Genomic DNA, 18,397 nt, shown 5'->3' with positions numbered 1-18,397 from the left:
AATTCTAGCCTTTTGGGAAGGTTTGAGTACATAACAAAGGTAAAAAAAAATCTATTTTTGCGGCATGAATTTGCTTTTGTACGCCCAACAATACCGCGAAGACCTTTTACAACGAGTCGTTCCGTTTTGGCTCGACTTTGCCATCGACCGTGTCAATGGCGGGTATTTTTGCGTACTTTCCAACAAAGGAGAAGTCATTTCGACCGACAAGTGGATGGCCTGGCACGGTCAGCAAGCTTGGGCTTTTGCGAAGTTGTACCAAACCGAAGCCCGACCTGCTTTTCTGGAGTACGCTCGCCAAGGTGCTGATTTTTTGCTCCAATACGCTACCGATGCCAAAGAAAATTGGTGGGAGTCGGTGGATATTACGGGGCGGGGTGTGTCTGAGGTGGAAGACACCCAAGTCGAAGCTGCTGCCTGCGCCGCGTGGGGCATTTTGTACGACATTACCGAAGACGAAGCCTATGCCGAAGCAGCCAAAAAATCGTTGACAAAAGCCATTCGTAAGCGTGAAAAACGTCTTCAAAAATACATCGACGAGCCCATCAGCGGACGCCATTTGAAACAAATTGGGGAACTAAGCGCCCTTGCCCGTGCACTAATGGCGGCAAAAAACTGTCTTTCTGAAAAAGCGTTTCGCGAACGAGGGGAAGCGCTTTTGAACGAGCTGATAAAACATTTTTGGGAACCCCGTGCCGATATTTTACTAGAAAATGTGTTTTCAGAAGGCGGATACTCCGATTGCTTGTTGGGGCGAAGAATCCACGCAGGACGGGTTTTTGAAGCTTTCAATGCTTTTTACGAACTGACCTATTCGCTCAACAAACGGCAAATTCGCAGGCAGTTGGCCCAGCACATTGCTTACTTAGCCGAAACTACTTGGGACGAAGCCTACGGTGGTTATTATCATTGGTTGGACGTTAAAAGCCTGCCCGCCAGCGAACCCGACGCTTACTATAAATACGCTTGGGTGCAATTAGAAGCCTGCACGGCATTGCTACGAGCTTACCAAGTTTTGCAAGACCGCAGCCTTTTGAAACAATGGCAACGGGTAAATGATTATGTATGGCAACATTTCCCTGATCCTTCACCAGAAGGCGAATGGGTAGGCGTGGTGAGTAGGCACGGAGAACCGCTGCTTCCCCTCAAAGCGGCTTCTAACAAAAATGCCTTTGCCCCCATCAAAAACCTGCTGGCCTCCTCCGAATTACTGGCAAATATTGGCGCCTAAAACGTCACTTGTTTTTGCGTATCGAGTAATTCTGAAACACCGTTCTGACGCAGTAGCACATACATCCGATAGTTGCCTTTCACGACCGCCCCAGGAACAAAAGTTGCCGTAAATCCCCTATCCCAATACCAGCCTCTTCGGAGAAATGTCTTCAGCGGAAGGGCCTTCTGCATTCCTGCGGCCATGTAAGCGTGCGAAAGAGATTTAAGAACCACATAAGCTCCGTCGTCCGTGTTTTTAACAGGCCGAATAAAATCGCGGTGATAGTAAACATTCAGGTTTTTGTTGCTCCAAAAAACCGAATCAACCTTGAAATTTCCATTCGTTGAAAGTGAATCCGTCGAAGCTGTCCACTGTTTTTCGTATTGTCTAAAAAACAAGGATGGCTGGTACAGTTTCTGTAATCGGAGAAAGTCAGCCCCTGTTAAATCAAACATTTTTAGGCCCAACAAATCGGCATTGTATATCGAATTAAACTCCTGTGCCACGGCCATTCGGCGGTTATTGACCGCAGGTGCAATGGCGTAATACAACACCAAGACATTGAAAATCATCACAATTCCCATCCCAGCAGCCAACCACTTCTGGGTTATTTTTTCCCGATTCCAATCCAACACCAACAAATACGTCAGAATCAACATCCAAGTGGGATACATCCGATAGCGTCCTTTGAACATACCATATAAACCATCCCATTCGGCCCGTTTGTAAACGACGCCCAAAGAGGTCAAACACACAAATAACAGCATGTATAAGGCAAACCACTGCACTTTGTTGAGTCTTAATGTAATCGTGTATTTTTGGAATAAAGACAGGGTTGGGCTGGCGCTGTTCGGTCTGACTATCGTCTGATCTGTTGTAATTTCTGGGTTGGCTATGTCCGGTCTGACTTCCGGTCTGACTATTGTCTGACCTATTGTGATGGTAGTATATCGTAATAAAGCCCAGGCATTTACTGTCAAAAGTACTGCCCCAAAAACGACTGAAAGCCACTGAGCCAGTATAGAGGGACTGTAAGCATCAAAATTTACCGAAGATCCAATAAAGGCTAAAAAACAAATGATTGCTTGTAAATAGTTTTCCGCTTTTGTCAAATCAAGCGAACTTGGAGACGCGTGCGAATGGGTGAGTGCATAAAGTCCCATCGTTAGCACAAATGCCCCCAAAGTGAGCTTCATTTCTTTCCAACGCTTCGACAAAGCCAGAATCGTTCCTCCAATTAGAAAAGTCAACAGGCCATTTCCGTACGAAAATGTGGCAAAAACTGAGAACAAAATCCCTATCCAACTGTACTTGGGCGACAACTGTGTGTATCCATACGCAGCCATCATGGTAAAAAAGAGTAACCCAAAATTTCCGAGCGAGCTTGTTCCCCAAAAGATATTTTCAAACGAATGCACGTTGAGAACAATCCAACACAAGGGGATGAAGTAAGCAAAAGAGAGATTGAGTTTCCGAAAAACTTTGAACAATATCCCCAATTGGCCAACCCAAAGTAAATTACTGATGACCATCAATGTTTTGAAATTGACACTTCCTGTCAGCCAGTACGACAAGAGCACCACCAAACGCGTAAACACGATGCGGTGTTCGGGAAAACCGATGGTCAGCCAGTCCAGTTTGTCGCGCCAAGATGCCGCATTCTGCCATTGTTCTACAATTTGAAGCACGTGAATATCGTCGTATGCCACGTAGTTAGCATTCAATGCAATGGCTTCAAAAAAAACCACGTATATCACCAACGGTAACAAACACAGCGAAACTAAGAACCGTTTTTGGATAGAAAGATTGAAAAAAGTCATGCGTAAGGTCGAAAAACGCTTAAAATTAGTAAGTTCGTAGGCGATTTTAGTGTTTTACCCCTCAAAATGTACCCAAATCACCCTTAACTACTTCATTATCAACAAAATGAAAAATAGCTTTTATTTTTTACTCTTTTTTCCGTTCACCGTGCTCTTTGCCCAAAACACCTACCTTGTCAAAGAAAATGACCAATTGCGCCTGACGTCCGCTGGCGCTTCTTTTTTGGCAAAATTACCCCTGCATTGTATCCATACTGAATATCCCAACAAAACGGGGCATACCATCGAAGCCGAGAATGACGCCAAACTCACCCCCAAGCAGCTACACCCCGCTTTCTATGGCTGTTTGGATTGGCACTCTTCTGTTCATGGGCACTGGATGCTAGTTCGGCTTCTTAAAACTTTCAAGGGACTTCCCGAAGAAACAGAAATTCGGAACATACTGGATGATAGTTTTCAGCCCGATAAGATGAAAACCGAAGCTGAGTATTTTACCAAATATAAGTTTTCGCGCACATTTGAACGTACCTACGGCTGGGCTTGGTTGCTCAAACTCGACGAAGAATTGGCCACCTGGGACGACCCCCAAGGACGCCAATGGCACCAACATTTACGTCCGCTCACTCAGCAAGTAGTGGAGCTTTGGACGGCATTTTTACCCAAACAAACCTACCCCAATCGCACGGGTGTTCATCCCAATACGGCTTTCGGTTTGGTGTTTGCCCTCGACTACGCTCGTACGGTTAAAAATGCCGCTTTTGAAGCCAAAATCGTCGAAAAAGCCAAGTATTTTTATTTGAACAATACCCAAGCACCCGCCATCCAAGAACCCGATGGTTCCGATTTTTTATCCCCGAGTCTGGAAGTAGCAGACCTAATGCGTCGTATCTTGACGCCCGCTGCGTTCACCAAGTGGTTCAATGGATTTATGCCTGCCGCTGGTTTGCAAAACATTCTCAAACTCCCCGTCGTAAGCGACCGAAACGACATGCAGATTGTTCACTTAGATGGGCTTTCTTTGAGTCGGGCTTGGTGCTTGAAAGGCATTGTTGAAGCCCTTCCCAAAACCGACCCACGTCGGGCAACTATGCTCAAAGCATCACAGCATTTTATCAATACTACCCTACCCCAAATCACCAATGGTGGCTACGGCGGCGAGCACTGGCTGGCTTCCTTTGCATTGTATGCGTTGCAATAAAATGTGGCACAATTTTTGACAACACTTTCATTAACATGCTCATTAACATTCAATTAATGGGCATGTTTCCAAAACAATAGTATTCCTTTTTAGATGTGCATTTTTCCTACACGCTCGTAGGAAACGGCATTATTTTTGCTTCTATTTCTCCGTTGATATACTTCAACACTTGCGTTAAAAACGCATTAATTTTTTCTATTTCTTACACTTCTTACTTACCCTATGAAACAACCATTTACTACACATTGGTGGAGGGTTTTGTTGTTTTGGTCATTGGCGATATGCGCTTTTGCCCAAAACTCTCCGACCTCTCAAGAAGCTAACCTTGGTGGTTACTTTTTGAAAAAAGTGGTTAGCAATTCGACGACTCCTACGGGAGTAGGTTTTACCTACACGATTTTTTACACCATTCCTGCGGGCTCACCTGCTACGACCATCACGGATGTAGTACCTAGCCCATTGGTGGTTGACAACGTGATTGCCACCGCAGTATGTGGTACACCAAGCGTATCTCAAACAACCGTTGTCGGAGGTACGCAAGTTTCGTATCAGGTACCCGCTACTACTTCAACTTGCTCGGGCTCTTTTCAAATCAATGTAAAGTTCCCCGCTGGAACGACCTGTAACGGAGAAACCGCTCGCAACCGCGCTTGCTTACGAACCTCCACAGGCGCTGAGCTTTGTACGGGCTACGTAAGCACCACCGCCCAAGCCACCGACCCCTGGAAAGTGTATAAAGTACCCAGTGGACTGGCTTACACGGGCGGCACATGCCAGTGGGCGACTTTGAGCGACACCGTTGAATACATTGTCTCGGTTTATAAAAACACGGGATTGTACGGTTTTCTCAATTTGGAAAATGCCTCCATTGTGGATCGAATGCCAGCAGGTGCCGTATTTATTAGCGGTGCACCCATTGCTCCCGCTACGGGCTCGATCACTGCATCGGGCACCAATATCACTTGGACAGGCTTAGGGACGCTTGATGCTACGCAAAACTATTTCCAGCGGCAGGCCAAAATCAAAATCTATTATCCTGGTTTTGCCATCAACACCAGTCGCACCAATAAAGCAGTGTTAACGGGTGATTTGGGCAAACCCACCTCGCCCAATTGCGGAAAACACGCCGATTCGCTCCAAATTTGTGTGACCAAATCAGCCCCCGTTACCTCTGGACAAATCAGTAAATACGCCTATGTATCGGGCAATGCTCGTGGTTGCGCAGGGTACTACAACATCGTCGTCTGTAACAATGGCACCTCTCCCCTCACTAACTTCAATGTCTATGACAACATACCAACGGGTATTACGGTCACTAGCATTCAGGTAACAGGAACAGCGGCTAACCCTGTCACTGTCAATGTTAATTCTGCTAACGTTTTGGTCAATGCCACTTCTACACAAACTTACACCGCCACGTTAGGGAATAATCCTGCCATTTATTTCCAAAATAATGGCACGCTCGCCGTGGGAGCTTGCGTTTCGTACCGCATCAACTTTACCATTAACTCAATAGCTCCTAGCAGTATCTTAAACTGTGCGAGTTTAAGGTACCCTATGCCTAATCCTACGACGGTTCGTACATCTTGTAATACCATCGCGATTTATCCGCCAACAACCAACGTTTGTGCTTTCAAAGAAATTTGTAACAAACAAGCCACTTATAACCAAGGGCAAGTGTTGCGGTATCGTTTACGGGTTCAAAACATCGGTACAGCTGTGCTATCGGGCGCTTACATCAATGATTTATTGAATGCAAATTTGCAGTACGTCGGAAACGAAACCTACTATACCTCAAGTAATTACAGCCCAGTATGTACGGCAGGCTCGGGTATCCCCGTTGGAACTACTGCTTGGACGGGCGTTTCTACCGCCCACGCAGGCAACAATCTACGTTGGAACATCCCAACCATCGGTACTAGCTGCGCCAATGTTTATTACCCCAACTGTGGTCAGTATGGAACCGCTGGCGTACCTTTTTATTTCATCGAATTTGACGTAAAAGTCCTCAACAATGCTGCCGTTGGCGTTATTCCTAACTTCTTTAGAGTTCATTCCAATTTGTCGGCAGTACTAGCTACTTCCAATACCGAATATTTGACAACAAACGCCGTTTTTGGCTTTACGTTGGATAAAAAGGTAAGCAAAGACAACGGGGCAACCTTCGCTACCTCCGCAGTGACCACCCCAAATACCAACGTGATATATCGCTTGGGATTGACCAAAACGGGCGCAGCTCTAAAGAACCTATTGTTTTTTGATATGCTCCCCCGCGACAAAGTAACGACGGACTTTTTGATGCTCAACCGAGCTGTTAGCCGTGGTAGTCAGTTTGATGTTTTGCACCAAAATTTTGTAAGTGCAACGCCACTGAGTGCTTCGTCCACCTACGCCAATTCGGTCAACATTTGCCTTCCTGACCTATCGTATTCTCCTGGAGGTTGTAATACCACCACTTGGACAGCCGCAGCGCTCAGTGCTCGTAATGTAAAAGCGAATTTTGGCAGTAGTTTTATGCCAACCGCTACGCAGCTATATGACTTCAGGGCTTTGGTAAGCGCCACGGCACAAAACACCCAAAAAGCGTGTAACACCTTTGCCGCAACAGCGGCGGCCTTGATGTACATCAACAACGCCAATACCGACGTAAACCTCACCCCAAGTGAGTCTAATTTGACCTGTGTTTCCATTGATGCAGCGGCGGTAAATTGTTGCGAAAAAACCCAAATTGTTCAGACCGACAAATTGTGTTGTAGCAAATTGAAAGTCGCGTGTCCAGTAAAACAAATCAAGGTAACTTTGACCAACGGCACGTTTACGAACTTGGCATGGACCTGCAACCCCGCACCGACAAGCTACGTAGGAACTTCAACTTATACCTTTACCCCAACAGGTACTTGCGACTCTACAACTGTTGATGCGTGTTTCAAAGCTACTTCGAGCGGTAATGTGGTTGTTACTTACAACATTACGTTTGCCAATGGTACTACTTGCACCAAAACCGAGTCGAAGAAATGTTGCTGTAACCCTGCCATTACCGTTCCCAAAACAGCCTGTCTGGGACTACCCGTGACGTTGCGGTTGGTCGCAAGCGATTGTCCTGTTCAAAATGTATTGTGGAACTTTGGCGATGGATTCACCTCTACAGCGCTTAACCCAAGTCATACTTACACTAATCCAGGTACTTACACAGTTACACTCACCTACGACAATGGCTGTGGAAAACAAACACTTACGTACCAAATTGTGGTAGCAAAATGTGTATGTACCGTCACGCCATGTATCAGTTATGCAGCCAATGGCTTGCAAGTATTGTTTAATTCAACAGGAAGTGCAAGTACGTATCCTATCTCCGCCTACCATTGGGATTTTGGTGATGGTAACTGGTCAAACAATGCTACCTTCTCGCACACTTACCTCAGTGCAGGTACGTATAATGTCTGCTTGACCATTTATGCCGACAATGGAAATGGCCCTTGTGAGTGCGTAGCCAAAGCTTGTCGTACCATAACAGTAACGCCAGGCATGGGAACTGCTGGGAATTGTGCCCAAATGCTTCCTGCCAACCTCTTGTCGGAACCTTCTAATGCCACTGTACGAGAAGCCGCCGTTGAGATAACTCCTGCCCTTGAGGAAGAAAAAGAATTGGAACCATCATTGTTAAAAGTAATGCCCAATCCGTTTGAAAATGTAATGAAAGTGAAGTTGGATAACTTGCTCAAATCAAGGAGTTTGACCGACAAATCGCAGCTTGAACTTCATACCATACAAGGTAAGTTGGTTAAAACGGTTACCCTCACGGGCAACGCAAACGAAGTGGAAGTCTCGACCCAAGAACTCTCGTCGGGGACTTATATTCTTTCCTACAAACGAAACGGAAAAGTGGAGTCGTCGGTGAAGGTAGTTAGGGAGTAGAAATAACAAACCTCCCGAAAGTTCAAAACTTTCGGGAGGTTACAAACTTTCGGGAGGCTCTATTTTTAATAAACCGCCTGATAATCAACCACCACATCCATTTTTGTCCAGCGACGTTTTTGGACTTGGACGGGGTTAATATTCATGGCATCATCAAATAGATTGGCATAAAGTCCTTTTTCTTCTTTGGTAAAAACAGAATAGTAGCCCACTGGCAGCGTCACTGAAAAACGCCCTTTTTTATCGGTTTTTACTTTTTTGACGAGTTTTGAACTTACTTTTTGGTAAAAACCTGCATCTTCTCCCGCCTCTACCTGTTTGTCATTCGTCAAGGCATAAATATACACCTCTCGAACCACGGGAACCGCCTTAGGAACCGACGTTTTAGCACCGATGGTAGGCATAAAATTCCCATCCTTCCAAAGTACTTGTCCCGAAATCCCTTGGGTGTTTTTTTGAGCCACTGCCAACGTTGTTATCAACAACACAAGGCAACTACCTAACCAGTAAATGCGCATAATTCAAAAGGTTTGATGAATCCCCTACGCTTCTACTTTTTCTAGGGCATAGATGTCGGTTACTTCATCCAAAATCTCTAGAATATGAGCATAGTCGAGGGTTTCCACTAAACGCATCCGGTAGGGTTTAAAATTGTTCAAGCCCTTAAAATAAGTAGCGTAGTGGCGGCGCATTTCCAAAATCCCCGTACGTTCACCTTTCCATTTGATCGAAAAATCGAGGTGTTTACGACACACGCGTACGCGCTCGGCGGTAGTAGGTGGTGCTAAATGCTCGCCCGTTTTGATAAAATGTTTGATTTCGTTAAAAATCCAAGGATAACCGATACTCGCCCGTCCAATCATGATGCCATCCACGCCAAAACGGTTACGATATTCGATGGCTTTTTCGGGGCTATCAATGTCGCCGTTTCCAAAAATAGGAATTTTGATGCGTGGATTATCCTTGATTTTGCCAATGAGCGTCCAATCGGCATCGCCTTTGTACATCTGAACGCGCGTGCGCCCGTGCACAGTCAATGCCTTGATGCCAATGTCTTGCAAGCGTTCGGCTACGTCCTCGATATTTTTGGTGGATTCGTCCCAGCCCAGGCGGGTCTTGACCGTCACAGGCAAATGCGTAGCTTTCACGACGGCCTCGGTCATTTTAACCATTTTGGGAATATCTTGCAACAATGCCGCGCCTGCTCCGCGACAAGCGACTTGTTTTACAGGGCATCCGTAGTTAATATCAATCAAATCGGGACCTGCTTTAGTCGCAATTTTGGTACATTCGCCCATGGTTTCGATGTCGCTCCCAAAAAGCTGAATCCCGATAGGACGTTCGTATTCAAAAATATCTAATTTCTGCACGCTTTTTGCCGCATCGCGAATCAAACCTTCCGACGAGACAAACTCGGTGTACATCAAATCAGCTCCACCTTCTTTACACACCGCCCGAAACGGTGGGTCAGACACATCTTCCATCGGTGCCAACAACAACGGAAACTCTCCTAATTCTATATTTTCAATTTTTACCATTGCTAACCAAAAATTGGTACGTAAAATAATTAATCCCCAAAAACACTCCCTTGCGAGGATACAAAGTTCGTTCTTTTTTCTTTATCTCTGAAAATAACCTATTTTTGCTCTCTAAAATTCAACGACACACAAATCGTAATTCATACTTCGTAAATCATACAATAGAAGAATGCCTTATTTATTCACTTCAGAATCAGTATCGGAAGGCCACCCCGACAAAGTCGCCGACCAAATTTCGGACGCCCTTATTGACCACTTCATGGCGTTTGACCCTACGTCAAAAGTAGCCTGTGAAACGCTCGTTACAACTGGCCAAGTAGTTCTGGCAGGTGAGGTAAACAGCAAAACATACCTCGATGTACAGCAAATTGCACGTGAAGTAATCGCCAAAATCGGCTATACCAAAGCTGAGTATATGTTTGAAGCGCACTCTTGCGGTGTTCTTTCGGCCATTCACGAACAATCAGCCGACATCAACCAAGGCGTTGACCGTCAAGCAGCAGATGATTTTGAAAGTAAGGCAAATGCCCAAGGTGCAGGTGACCAAGGAATGATGTTTGGCTACGCAACCCGCGAAACCGATAACTTCATGCCATTGGCGTTGGACTTGTCGCACAAGATTTTGGAAGAATTGGCCGCTATCCGTCGCGAAAACAAGCGCATTAAGTACCTTCGTCCTGATGCAAAGTCGCAGGTAACAATCGAATATTCTGACACCAACAAGCCTATTCGTATTGACACCATCGTAGTGTCAACGCAGCACGATGACTTTGGCGATGATGAAACCATGTTGGCACAAATCCGCAAAGACATCATTACCTACGTGATTCCACGCGTAAAGGCCAAGTTGAAGCCTTCGTTGCGCAAATTGTTCAACGACCAAATTACGTACCACATCAACCCAACGGGCAAATTCGTAATCGGTGGCCCTCACGGCGATACTGGTTTGACAGGCCGTAAAATCATCGTGGACACTTACGGCGGTAAAGGCGCTCACGGTGGTGGTGCTTTCTCAGGTAAAGATCCTTCAAAAGTGGACCGTTCGGCAGCTTATGCAACGCGCCACATTGCCAAAAACTTGGTAGCAGCAGGCGTTTGTGACGAAGTATTGGTTCAAATTTCATACGCTATCGGAGTAGCTAAACCTTGCGGTTTGTACGTAAACACGTACGGAACATCGAAAGTAAAAGGCGAAAATGGCAAAAAATTGAACGACGGTGAAATCGCTAAAATCGTAGAAAGCGTATTCGATATGCGCCCATACGCGATTGAGCAACGTCTCAAACTCCGCAACCCAATTTACTCAGAAACAGCCGCTTACGGCCACATGGGTCGCGAGTCGCAAGTAGTAACGAAAGTATTCAAAAACGCAGGTCAAGTGGCTGAAGTGGAAGTTGAACTTTTCACTTGGGAAAAACTTGATTACGTTGACGCCGTAAAAGCTGCTTTTGGTTTATAAGTAATTTCGGTTTCTCCTCTGCATACGTTCGGTTATGAGTAACCGAACGCACAACAAAAATCCCCCGTTCTTAACTGAGCGGGGGATTTTTGTTTGTGTTGTTGGATGCTCACATCCAACAACACAATAAGTCGTACCTACGTCAGGTTGAACGCATTAAAAAAAGTAGCCTCAGCGAGGCTAAATCTTAATAGAAAAAAGGGATAAAGGCCATCCAAAAGCCCCATCGGGGTGACATCTTTGACCGAACGTCGTCCGCCCAGATGGGGCTTTGTGGTGGATTTGATTCATTTTTCTACTAAGATGTAGCTCCTCTGGAGCAATCAATAGCCGCTTTATATTTTAATGCGTTCAACCTGTACCTACGTATCTTAGCAAAATGAAACAAAGAATAATGTGTAAATTGCATTAAAATCAATGCGCGAATGGCTAAATACATCAATCCCTATACCGATTTTGGCTTTAAAAAATTGTTTGGTGAAGAAGCCAACAAAGACTTATTGATTGATTTTTTAAATCAGCTTCTTCCTCAACATCATCAAATAACTGAACTTAACTTTCGTAATGTAGAAGGTTTTGCAGAAATACCCATTGAACGAAAAGCTATATTTGACATTCATTGCCAAACAAAAAGTGGTGAAAGAATCATTGTTGAAATGCAGAAAGCAAAGGTGAATTTCTTCAAAGACCGCTCACTTTTTTATGCAACGTTTCCTATTCGCGAACAAGCTAAAAGGGGTGAATGGGATTTTCGACTCACTCCTATTTACATGATTGCTATTCTTGATTTTCAATATGATGAACAAGAAGAAAAACAGAAGTTTTTGCGAAGCGTTAAGCTCAAAGACCAAGACGGCGATATTTTCTTTGATAAATTAACATTCAAGTTTTTGCAAATGCCCTTGTTTTCAAAAACAGAACATGAACTTCAAAGCCATTTCGATAAATGGATTTACTTCTTGAAAAAACTAGAAAGTTTTGATGAGATACCAACCATACTAAAAGAGCCTATTTTTGAAAAAGCCTTTGAAGTAGCCGAAATAGCAAATATGTCGCCTCAACAGTTTGAGTTGTATCAAGAGAGCCTAATGACGTACATTGAGGTAAAAGAAGTAGTAAAAACGGCTGAATTGGACGGAGTAAAAAAAGTCGCAAGAGAACTGAAAGATGACGGGGTTTCGGTTGAAAAAATCATGAAATACACCAACCTTTCTGCCGACGAAATAAAGAATCTTTAATAAGCGGAGAAAAAAAATATCCTCCGCCCCATTCATCACAGACTTATACCTGGCGAAACAACTTCGCGTCGGCCCAAAAAGTACCAAAAGGAACAATAGAGACGAGCAATGCCAAAGCCGTTTTTTTCAGAGGCCAGTTGTACTCAATTTTACTCTGCACAACCGCCAATACGTACAACACAAACAGCAAACCGTGCACCATACCAATCACTTTGTTGGGGCCTGGCATCTCGGCATAATACTTCAATGGCATGGTTACGAACAGGATAAGCAAAAACGAAACACCTTCTATAAAACCAATGACCCGCAATCGTCCTATTTGAGTTTTAAGTAAATCCATTCTTTTCTAAAATTAAGGTTGAAAAACGCACCAATCAATCTACAAAGAAAGGCGATTTACTACTTCATTTAGCGTTTATATACCAAAAAATTAAGGCGGCCCAAACAATACCTCTGTTACCTCTCGCCAGCTTTTGGCCTTCCGAACATCCCTAACAATGTCTCGCCACTCGTGAAAATTGAGATAGACCACGTTGTTGGAAGTTACAGGCTTCGTTAGCCCGTAAATGGGTCGTTCGGTTTCTTCTTGAAATGTTCCAAACAAGCGATCCCAAAGAATAAAGGTGGTTCCAAAGTTTTTATCAAGGTAAGCATCATTTTTGCCATGATGCACCCGATGATGCGAAGGCGTAACAAAAATATACTCAAACCAGCGAGGCATCTTGGTAATGACCTCCGTATGAATCCAGAACTGATACAATAAGTCGATTTGGTAACACATAAACGTAATCACGGGGTGAATGCCTGATAGCCAAACGGGCAGGAAAAAGATGATTTTGATGTGCTGCGTCCACGAATTTCGAAACGAAGTGGACAAATTTAGGTGTTCCGACGAATGGTGTGTTACGTGGGTAGCCCACCAAATCCGTTGTTTGTGCGCAATGTAATGGGCAAAATAATTACAAAAATCAATGCCTAAATATGCCAACACCCACGCCCACCAAGTATTTGGGATACGCCACGGTACGAGTTCGTAGCAAAACAAACTCAAACCAACCGTAAACGCTTTCAATAATCCATTGATAACCAAACTCCCAACCCCGATTCCGACCGAAGCTTTCAAATCATCAGCATCATAATGATGATGCGGGTCGTGGCGTAAAAACCAGTATTCAAGGGCTACAAAAATAAAAATAACGGGGGCTGCGTACAGCAATAGTGGCTGCACGTCTTGTTCAAACTGCAAAGGATTCATCAGAATGTCGAATTAAAAATGGAGGATATCGAATAAGAAATCACTGAATGTCAATACGTTCATACGCTTTGGCATGGGTGTCAGTATCGAAACCAAAAAGCTCCACGTACTTTACTTTTGGAATAAACGCATTGTTGGCCAACTGCACAAACACTTTCTGTAACAGCACTTTACGGCCATTAATGTGGGTCATAGCCACGGGTTTATTTTCTTGATACGTAACCCAAATTTGGCGTTTCTTAAACGCATTCAAGGAAATTTCGTAGGTATTGGCACTAGGAGTTGAATGGTGTTTGTAGCCATAAGCTAGCTGCCACTGAAGCGTCGAGAGACTTTCACGTTGCCCGCGGTCGGCGTACCGTATCCAATATACGTTCATCGGGCTTTCATCGTCCAATTTTTTGTCCGCACCGACATTCGCCTCGTACATGACGGTATTGATGTTATTGCTCCGTTGGATGTAGAACAAATGGTTTGATGTGCGCGGAGGCTCGGGGAAATGGAGTTTTGAGGGCGTTTCATCGGCACAAAAAGTACCCAACGCCCCTGCTACCAGAAGCATACTCAAAAGTTTCATAGCTGTAAGTAAGGTTGTTTTTAAGACCTTCAAACCCATGACAACTCAGCGCAGCATCCCCCCTATGGCTGACATTACTTTTTTACAAATGGTACTTTTACCGAAAAATACGAAGTAAATAGACCGTCAAAGCAGTAATCACTACCTCAAACACCAACAAGGCATTGACAATTCCGACGTGGTCAGACAGGTAGCCAAGAAAAATAGCTGGAATCCCAAAGCCGATGTAGCCCATAAACATGTAGCCCGACACCGCCCTTGCCCGCTGAACCCCGCCATAGTTAGCGATTAACGCCAAGCCTCCCACGTACGAAAAGCCGTAGGCCGCCAAGCCAACGAGTGTAGTTCCACTCAAAATTACCCACAATTGCCCCAAGTGACTGCCCAAAACTACAAGCCCGAAACCCAACGGTACCAGTACATAACCGATGCGAACCGATTGTTTCGGGTCGTTTTTACGAATAAAAGGTTGCAAGAAAGCGCCCGTCCAATTGATTAAGACCAAGCAAAAGCCCGCGTAAGGCGTCAGATGAAATTTCGCCAATTGGGTCGGGATAATGGCAATGACCGTGCCCGTTGCCGCCCAACAAATCGCAATGGCCATGTTGACGGGAAAAGAGCCTTTAGGAAAATAGGGAAGTCGAAGGATATTGCCACCAATGGGTTTGGGGTTAGGCAACGTAAAAAGAAGGATAAGTCCAATAAAAGTGATTCCTAAAAGCAAATAATACGTAGGCGGAACAAGCTGAAAATCAACGAGCAAATACAAGGTGGTGGCAAGTGCGCCTCCACTGAAACCAATTGCCGTAGAAAGTGAAGCCAAATTAGCGGCTTTGGTTGGCGCATTTTTGTCGGGGTACAAAACTTCGGTTAAATAGGCGGTTCCAGTGCCCATACTCAACGCCAAAGCAACCCCTTGTAACATCCGAGCAAATACCAAAGCCGTTACATTGGGAAAAATAGTAATGACGAGCGTAGCTAAAAAGGAACAAAAAACGCTCACAATCAGCACAGGTTTTCGCCCGATTCGGTCAGAAATTCCCCCTAAAAAAACGTAACAAGGCAGCATACCTGTAATGTACGCTGCCAAGACTAAAGCAGTTTGGCCGTTGTTGAGTCCTGCTTCAGCCGCATATACCCGAAAAAGGGGCATCGAGATATTTACGGCCAAAGTAACCAGCAACAACGCAAACGAAATAATGCGAAAAGGCGGCATTAGCATACACCCGTTTCGAGGTCACATGCTTCTCCTTGCGTTGGCGCTTGAATAGGTGCTTTTACCGCAATATCTGGCAATGCTTGCAAAAATAAGTCCGTTGGCTGCGCGCCTGACACCGCGTATTTGTCGTTGATGATATAATACGGCACACCGCTCACGCCCATCAAACGGTTTTGGTAAAGAAGTTGATCCACTTCTTCTGAGCCCTTTTCAGAAGCAATAAATTGACGCACTTCTTCGGCATCTAACCCCACCGACTGCGCCACTGCTACTACGTTTTCGACATTGGCAAGGTTAACACGGTTTTCAAAATAAGCTTTAAAGAATGCCTCTACCAATTCCAATTGTTTGCCTTTTTGCTGGGCAAACCATACCAAACGGTGCAAACCATGCGTGTTGGGTGAAACTTGTTGGTTCAACAAATCAAATTCTAGCCCTTCGCCCGCCGCCACATTCGACACTTGGTTGGTCAATTCATAAAAACGCTCTTCTCCGCCAAATTTAGCCGAAAGCCTTTCTTTCATATTTTCTCCTTCCAGCGGCGTATCTGGTGAAAGCTGAAAAGGTAAGTAACTGATTTCAAACGTGTAATCATCTTTGAGCTGGTCAACTGCCTTTTCCAAGCGGCGCTTTCCGATGTAGCACCACGGACAAACAACGTCCGAAACGATGTCGATTTTAATGTGTGGTTTCATGTCAACTTTTTTTCTTATTTGATTACTTTCAAAACCCGCACGCGTTCGTTATCGTTCATTTTTAGCACATAACTCCCTTGAGGCATTGCCGTCGGTAGTGTCAGTTTACTTGATGGTTCGTTGGCCATGACCGACTGCTGTAACCATACTCGCCCCACCACGTCTGTCAATGCAACTTCCACTTTTTTTCCCGTAAATTCAGCTCCCCATTGAATCTGTAACGCATTGGCATTCCCCAATGGATTCGGAAACACAATGACTTCCGCTGGTTTATTTCCACCAACTCCCATGGGCAAATATTTGGCCCGTGCCACCTCCGTCGCTGCGGCAAAAGTGGGAATGCCGTAGCCAAATTGAGGGGTTGGGCTGGCAAAACGATCTCCTGCCCGACGAATACAATCAATTACTTGCATGGCGGTAAGTTGGGGTTGTGATTGCCAAAATGCCGTAACCAAACCCGCAATCAACGGGGCAGAATACGACGTTCCGTTGCCAGCGGTCACATTGCCCGCTTGATTTGATAAAACAGTGGCAAACCCTTGAGCGCAGACGTCAGGTTTCACCCGCCCGTCGGCCGAAGGACCAATGGAACTAAACGACGCCAATGCTTTGGTACTTCCCACGGCTCCCACGGCCAAAATCGAATCGGCATCGGCAGGGGCTGAAATGTATTTCCACGCGCTCGCCCCTTCGTTCCCAGCCGAGGCCACTACCACCATTCCAGTCGCTGCTGCCCAGTCGGCCGCACGCGTAATCAGCGTCGTTTTACCGTTCATATCGGCGTAGGTATAATCGTCGGCTTCGTTATCAAATTGATAGTAACCCAATGAAGTATTGATAACATCAACTCCAAGGCTATCGGCGAACTCGGCCGCAATGAGCCAATTGGCTTCCTCCAAACGCGACTCACTGTTATCGTCTTCCGTACGGAGAAGTGCGTAAGAAGCGCCGTAAGCTGGACCAATCAAGCTATTTTCTTTAAAGCTTGCCATGATACTAAACACGTTGTTTCCGTGCGAATGGTCTTCGTAAACGCTAGTTTCGTTGGCCACAAAATCGTAAGTAACCACCACACGTTTGTCGGAAAACAATGTACTCAGCGCAGGATTTGTATTGGAATTTAAGAAACCAGCATCCAAAATCGCCACCAACATTCCTTTGCCATTGTAGCCTTGGTCGTGCATGGCATCGGCACCCAACATTTGAATTTGGCTAAGCGAAGCTCCATAATTGAAAGCATCCATGCCAAATTTTTGTTGCGCGGCATTGGTTTGTTTTTCGGCAGACAAACGGGCCGTACGAAGGGAACGATTAAACTCAACCCCTTTCACCGACGACAACGCCCGAATGGCCGTCAGTTGTGCCGAGGTTGCTTCAACCAATACGGCATTCAACCAACGGGAGGTGTACCAAACTTTGGCACCCGTTTGACGAATTTGAGATACATAACTAGGATTGACAGGCAAATCTCTCGACGTCAGCGCAATCCCTTGTCGCGAACGACGATCCACGGAGCGCTGACTCAGATAGGCCGTGGGTTTGTCGGTCGTAAAGGGCGTACCTGTTTTGTCTTTTAACAAAACCAAGTACTTGGCGGTCTGCGCCTGTACCATCCCACTCCACATAAAAAGCCAAGTGAGTACCGCCACAAAAAGCCATTTACTCTTCTGATTACCAATCATTTGTGTGTATTTTTATGTATTTATTCTTTTTCTAGGGTTCGACACTCGCTCCTCGGGTTGTGAGCAACCCTCAACACGATTCGACATTCTGCATTCTACCCTCGACATTCTCTACAAATATGTAGCTCCTCTGGAGCAACCAATTTCGACATTCTACCTTCGACACTCGCTCCTCGGGTTGTGAGCAACCCTCCTCACGATTCGACATTCTGCATTCTACCCTCGACATTCTCTACAAAGATGTAGCTCCTCTGGAGCAACCAATTTCGACATTCTACCTTCGGCACTCACTCCTCGGGTTGTGAGCAACCCTCAACACGATTCGACATTCTGCATTCTACCCTCGACATTCTCTACAAATATGTAGCTCCTCTGGAGCAATCAATTTCGACATTCTACCTTCGACACTCACTCCTCGGGTTGTGAGCAACCCTCCTCACGATTCGACATTCTGCATTCTACCCTCGACATTCTCTACAAAGATGTAGCTCCTCTGGAGCAATCAGTTTCGATATTCTCTACTCTACCTTCGACACTCGCTTGTCGGGTTGTGAGCAACCCTCAACACGATTCGACATTCTGCATTCT

At 45.3% G+C, this 18,397-nt stretch carries 14 protein-coding genes; 5 read left to right on the top strand and 9 right to left on the bottom strand.

Features of this window, described 5'->3' with window-relative positions; translation table 11 throughout:
* The first annotated feature begins 64 nt into the window (after positions 1-64).
* Positions 65-1,231 carry an AGE family epimerase/isomerase gene (locus tag AC23P2_RS21340; protein WP_487775083.1) on the top strand — a complete coding sequence of 389 codons (1,167 nt, stop codon included), beginning with the start codon at positions 65-67 and terminating at the stop codon, positions 1,229-1,231.
* Here the strand turns inward: AC23P2_RS21340 and AC23P2_RS21335 are convergent.
* Positions 1,228-3,033 carry a hypothetical protein gene (locus AC23P2_RS21335; protein ID WP_487775082.1) on the bottom strand — a complete coding sequence of 602 codons (1,806 nt, stop codon included), beginning with the start codon at positions 3,031-3,033 and terminating at the stop codon, positions 1,228-1,230. The two genes, AC23P2_RS21340 and AC23P2_RS21335, sit on opposite strands and share 4 nt — an antisense overlap.
* A 106-nt stretch (positions 3,034-3,139) precedes the next feature.
* Here AC23P2_RS21335 and AC23P2_RS21330 point away from each other — a divergent pair, with 106 nt between their 5' ends.
* The gene (locus AC23P2_RS21330) at positions 3,140-4,231 is read left to right on the top strand and encodes a DUF2891 domain-containing protein (protein ID WP_487775081.1); all 1,092 of its coding nucleotides are present in this window, start codon (positions 3,140-3,142) and stop codon (positions 4,229-4,231) included.
* A gap of 222 nt (positions 4,232-4,453) precedes the next feature.
* The gene (locus AC23P2_RS21325; protein WP_487775080.1) at positions 4,454-8,146 is read left to right on the top strand and encodes a PKD domain-containing protein; all 3,693 of its coding nucleotides are present in this window, start codon (positions 4,454-4,456) and stop codon (positions 8,144-8,146) included.
* 65 nt (positions 8,147-8,211) lie between these two features.
* Here the strand turns inward: AC23P2_RS21325 and AC23P2_RS21320 are convergent, their stop codons facing one another.
* Entirely contained in the window at positions 8,212-8,664 is a 453-nt protein-coding gene (locus tag AC23P2_RS21320; protein WP_487775079.1) for a hypothetical protein, read from the bottom strand.
* Positions 8,665-8,688: 24 nt separating this feature from the next.
* Positions 8,689-9,684 carry a tRNA dihydrouridine synthase DusB gene (gene dusB, locus AC23P2_RS21315; RefSeq protein ID WP_487775078.1) on the bottom strand — a complete coding sequence of 332 codons (996 nt, stop codon included), beginning with the start codon at positions 9,682-9,684 and terminating at the stop codon, positions 8,689-8,691.
* A gap of 169 nt (positions 9,685-9,853) precedes the next feature.
* Here dusB and metK point away from each other — a divergent pair, with 169 nt between their 5' ends.
* Together metK and AC23P2_RS21305 are read left to right on the top strand one after the other, a co-directional pair.
* Positions 9,854-11,143, top strand: a complete 1,290-nt coding sequence (metK, locus tag AC23P2_RS21310; protein WP_472491255.1) for a methionine adenosyltransferase — start codon at positions 9,854-9,856, stop codon at positions 11,141-11,143.
* Positions 11,144-11,568: 425 nt separating this feature from the next.
* On the top strand, positions 11,569-12,381 hold the full coding sequence (locus AC23P2_RS21305; RefSeq protein ID WP_487775077.1) for an Rpn family recombination-promoting nuclease/putative transposase: 813 nt from the start codon (positions 11,569-11,571) through the stop codon (positions 12,379-12,381).
* Between the two features lie 43 nt (positions 12,382-12,424).
* Here AC23P2_RS21305 and AC23P2_RS21300 read toward each other — a convergent pair whose 3' ends face one another.
* The 6 genes from AC23P2_RS21300 to AC23P2_RS21275 all read right to left on the bottom strand — a co-directional run bounded on the left by AC23P2_RS21300 (position 12,425) and on the right by AC23P2_RS21275 (position 17,809).
* Entirely contained in the window at positions 12,425-12,721 is a 297-nt protein-coding gene (locus tag AC23P2_RS21300; protein ID WP_487775076.1) for a DUF3817 domain-containing protein, read from the bottom strand.
* 90 nt (positions 12,722-12,811) lie between these two features.
* On the bottom strand, positions 12,812-13,636 hold the full coding sequence (locus AC23P2_RS21295) for a sterol desaturase family protein (protein ID WP_487775075.1): 825 nt from the start codon (positions 13,634-13,636) through the stop codon (positions 12,812-12,814).
* A gap of 40 nt (positions 13,637-13,676) precedes the next feature.
* Positions 13,677-14,213: a DUF4833 domain-containing protein gene (locus AC23P2_RS21290; protein ID WP_487775074.1), complete on the bottom strand. Its 537-nt coding sequence runs from the start codon at positions 14,211-14,213 to the stop codon at positions 13,677-13,679.
* A 97-nt stretch (positions 14,214-14,310) separates the two neighbouring features.
* Entirely contained in the window at positions 14,311-15,429 is a 1,119-nt protein-coding gene (locus AC23P2_RS21285; protein WP_487775073.1) for an MFS transporter, read from the bottom strand.
* Positions 15,429-16,127: a DsbA family oxidoreductase gene (locus tag AC23P2_RS21280; protein WP_487775072.1), complete on the bottom strand. Its 699-nt coding sequence runs from the start codon at positions 16,125-16,127 to the stop codon at positions 15,429-15,431. Before AC23P2_RS21280 ends, AC23P2_RS21285 begins: the two co-directional genes overlap by 1 nt.
* Positions 16,128-16,141: 14 nt before the next feature.
* Positions 16,142-17,809 (bottom strand): S8 family serine peptidase, encoded by a 1,668-nt coding sequence (locus AC23P2_RS21275; RefSeq protein WP_487775071.1) that lies wholly within the window; start codon positions 17,807-17,809, stop codon positions 16,142-16,144.
* Positions 17,810-18,397 lie beyond the last annotated feature (588 nt).

The sequence above is a fragment of the Runella sp. R0.1_18 genome (assembly GCF_057652155.1).
Note: the sequence above shows the minus strand (reverse complement) of the source record. Positions and strands in the feature narration are given on the sequence as shown.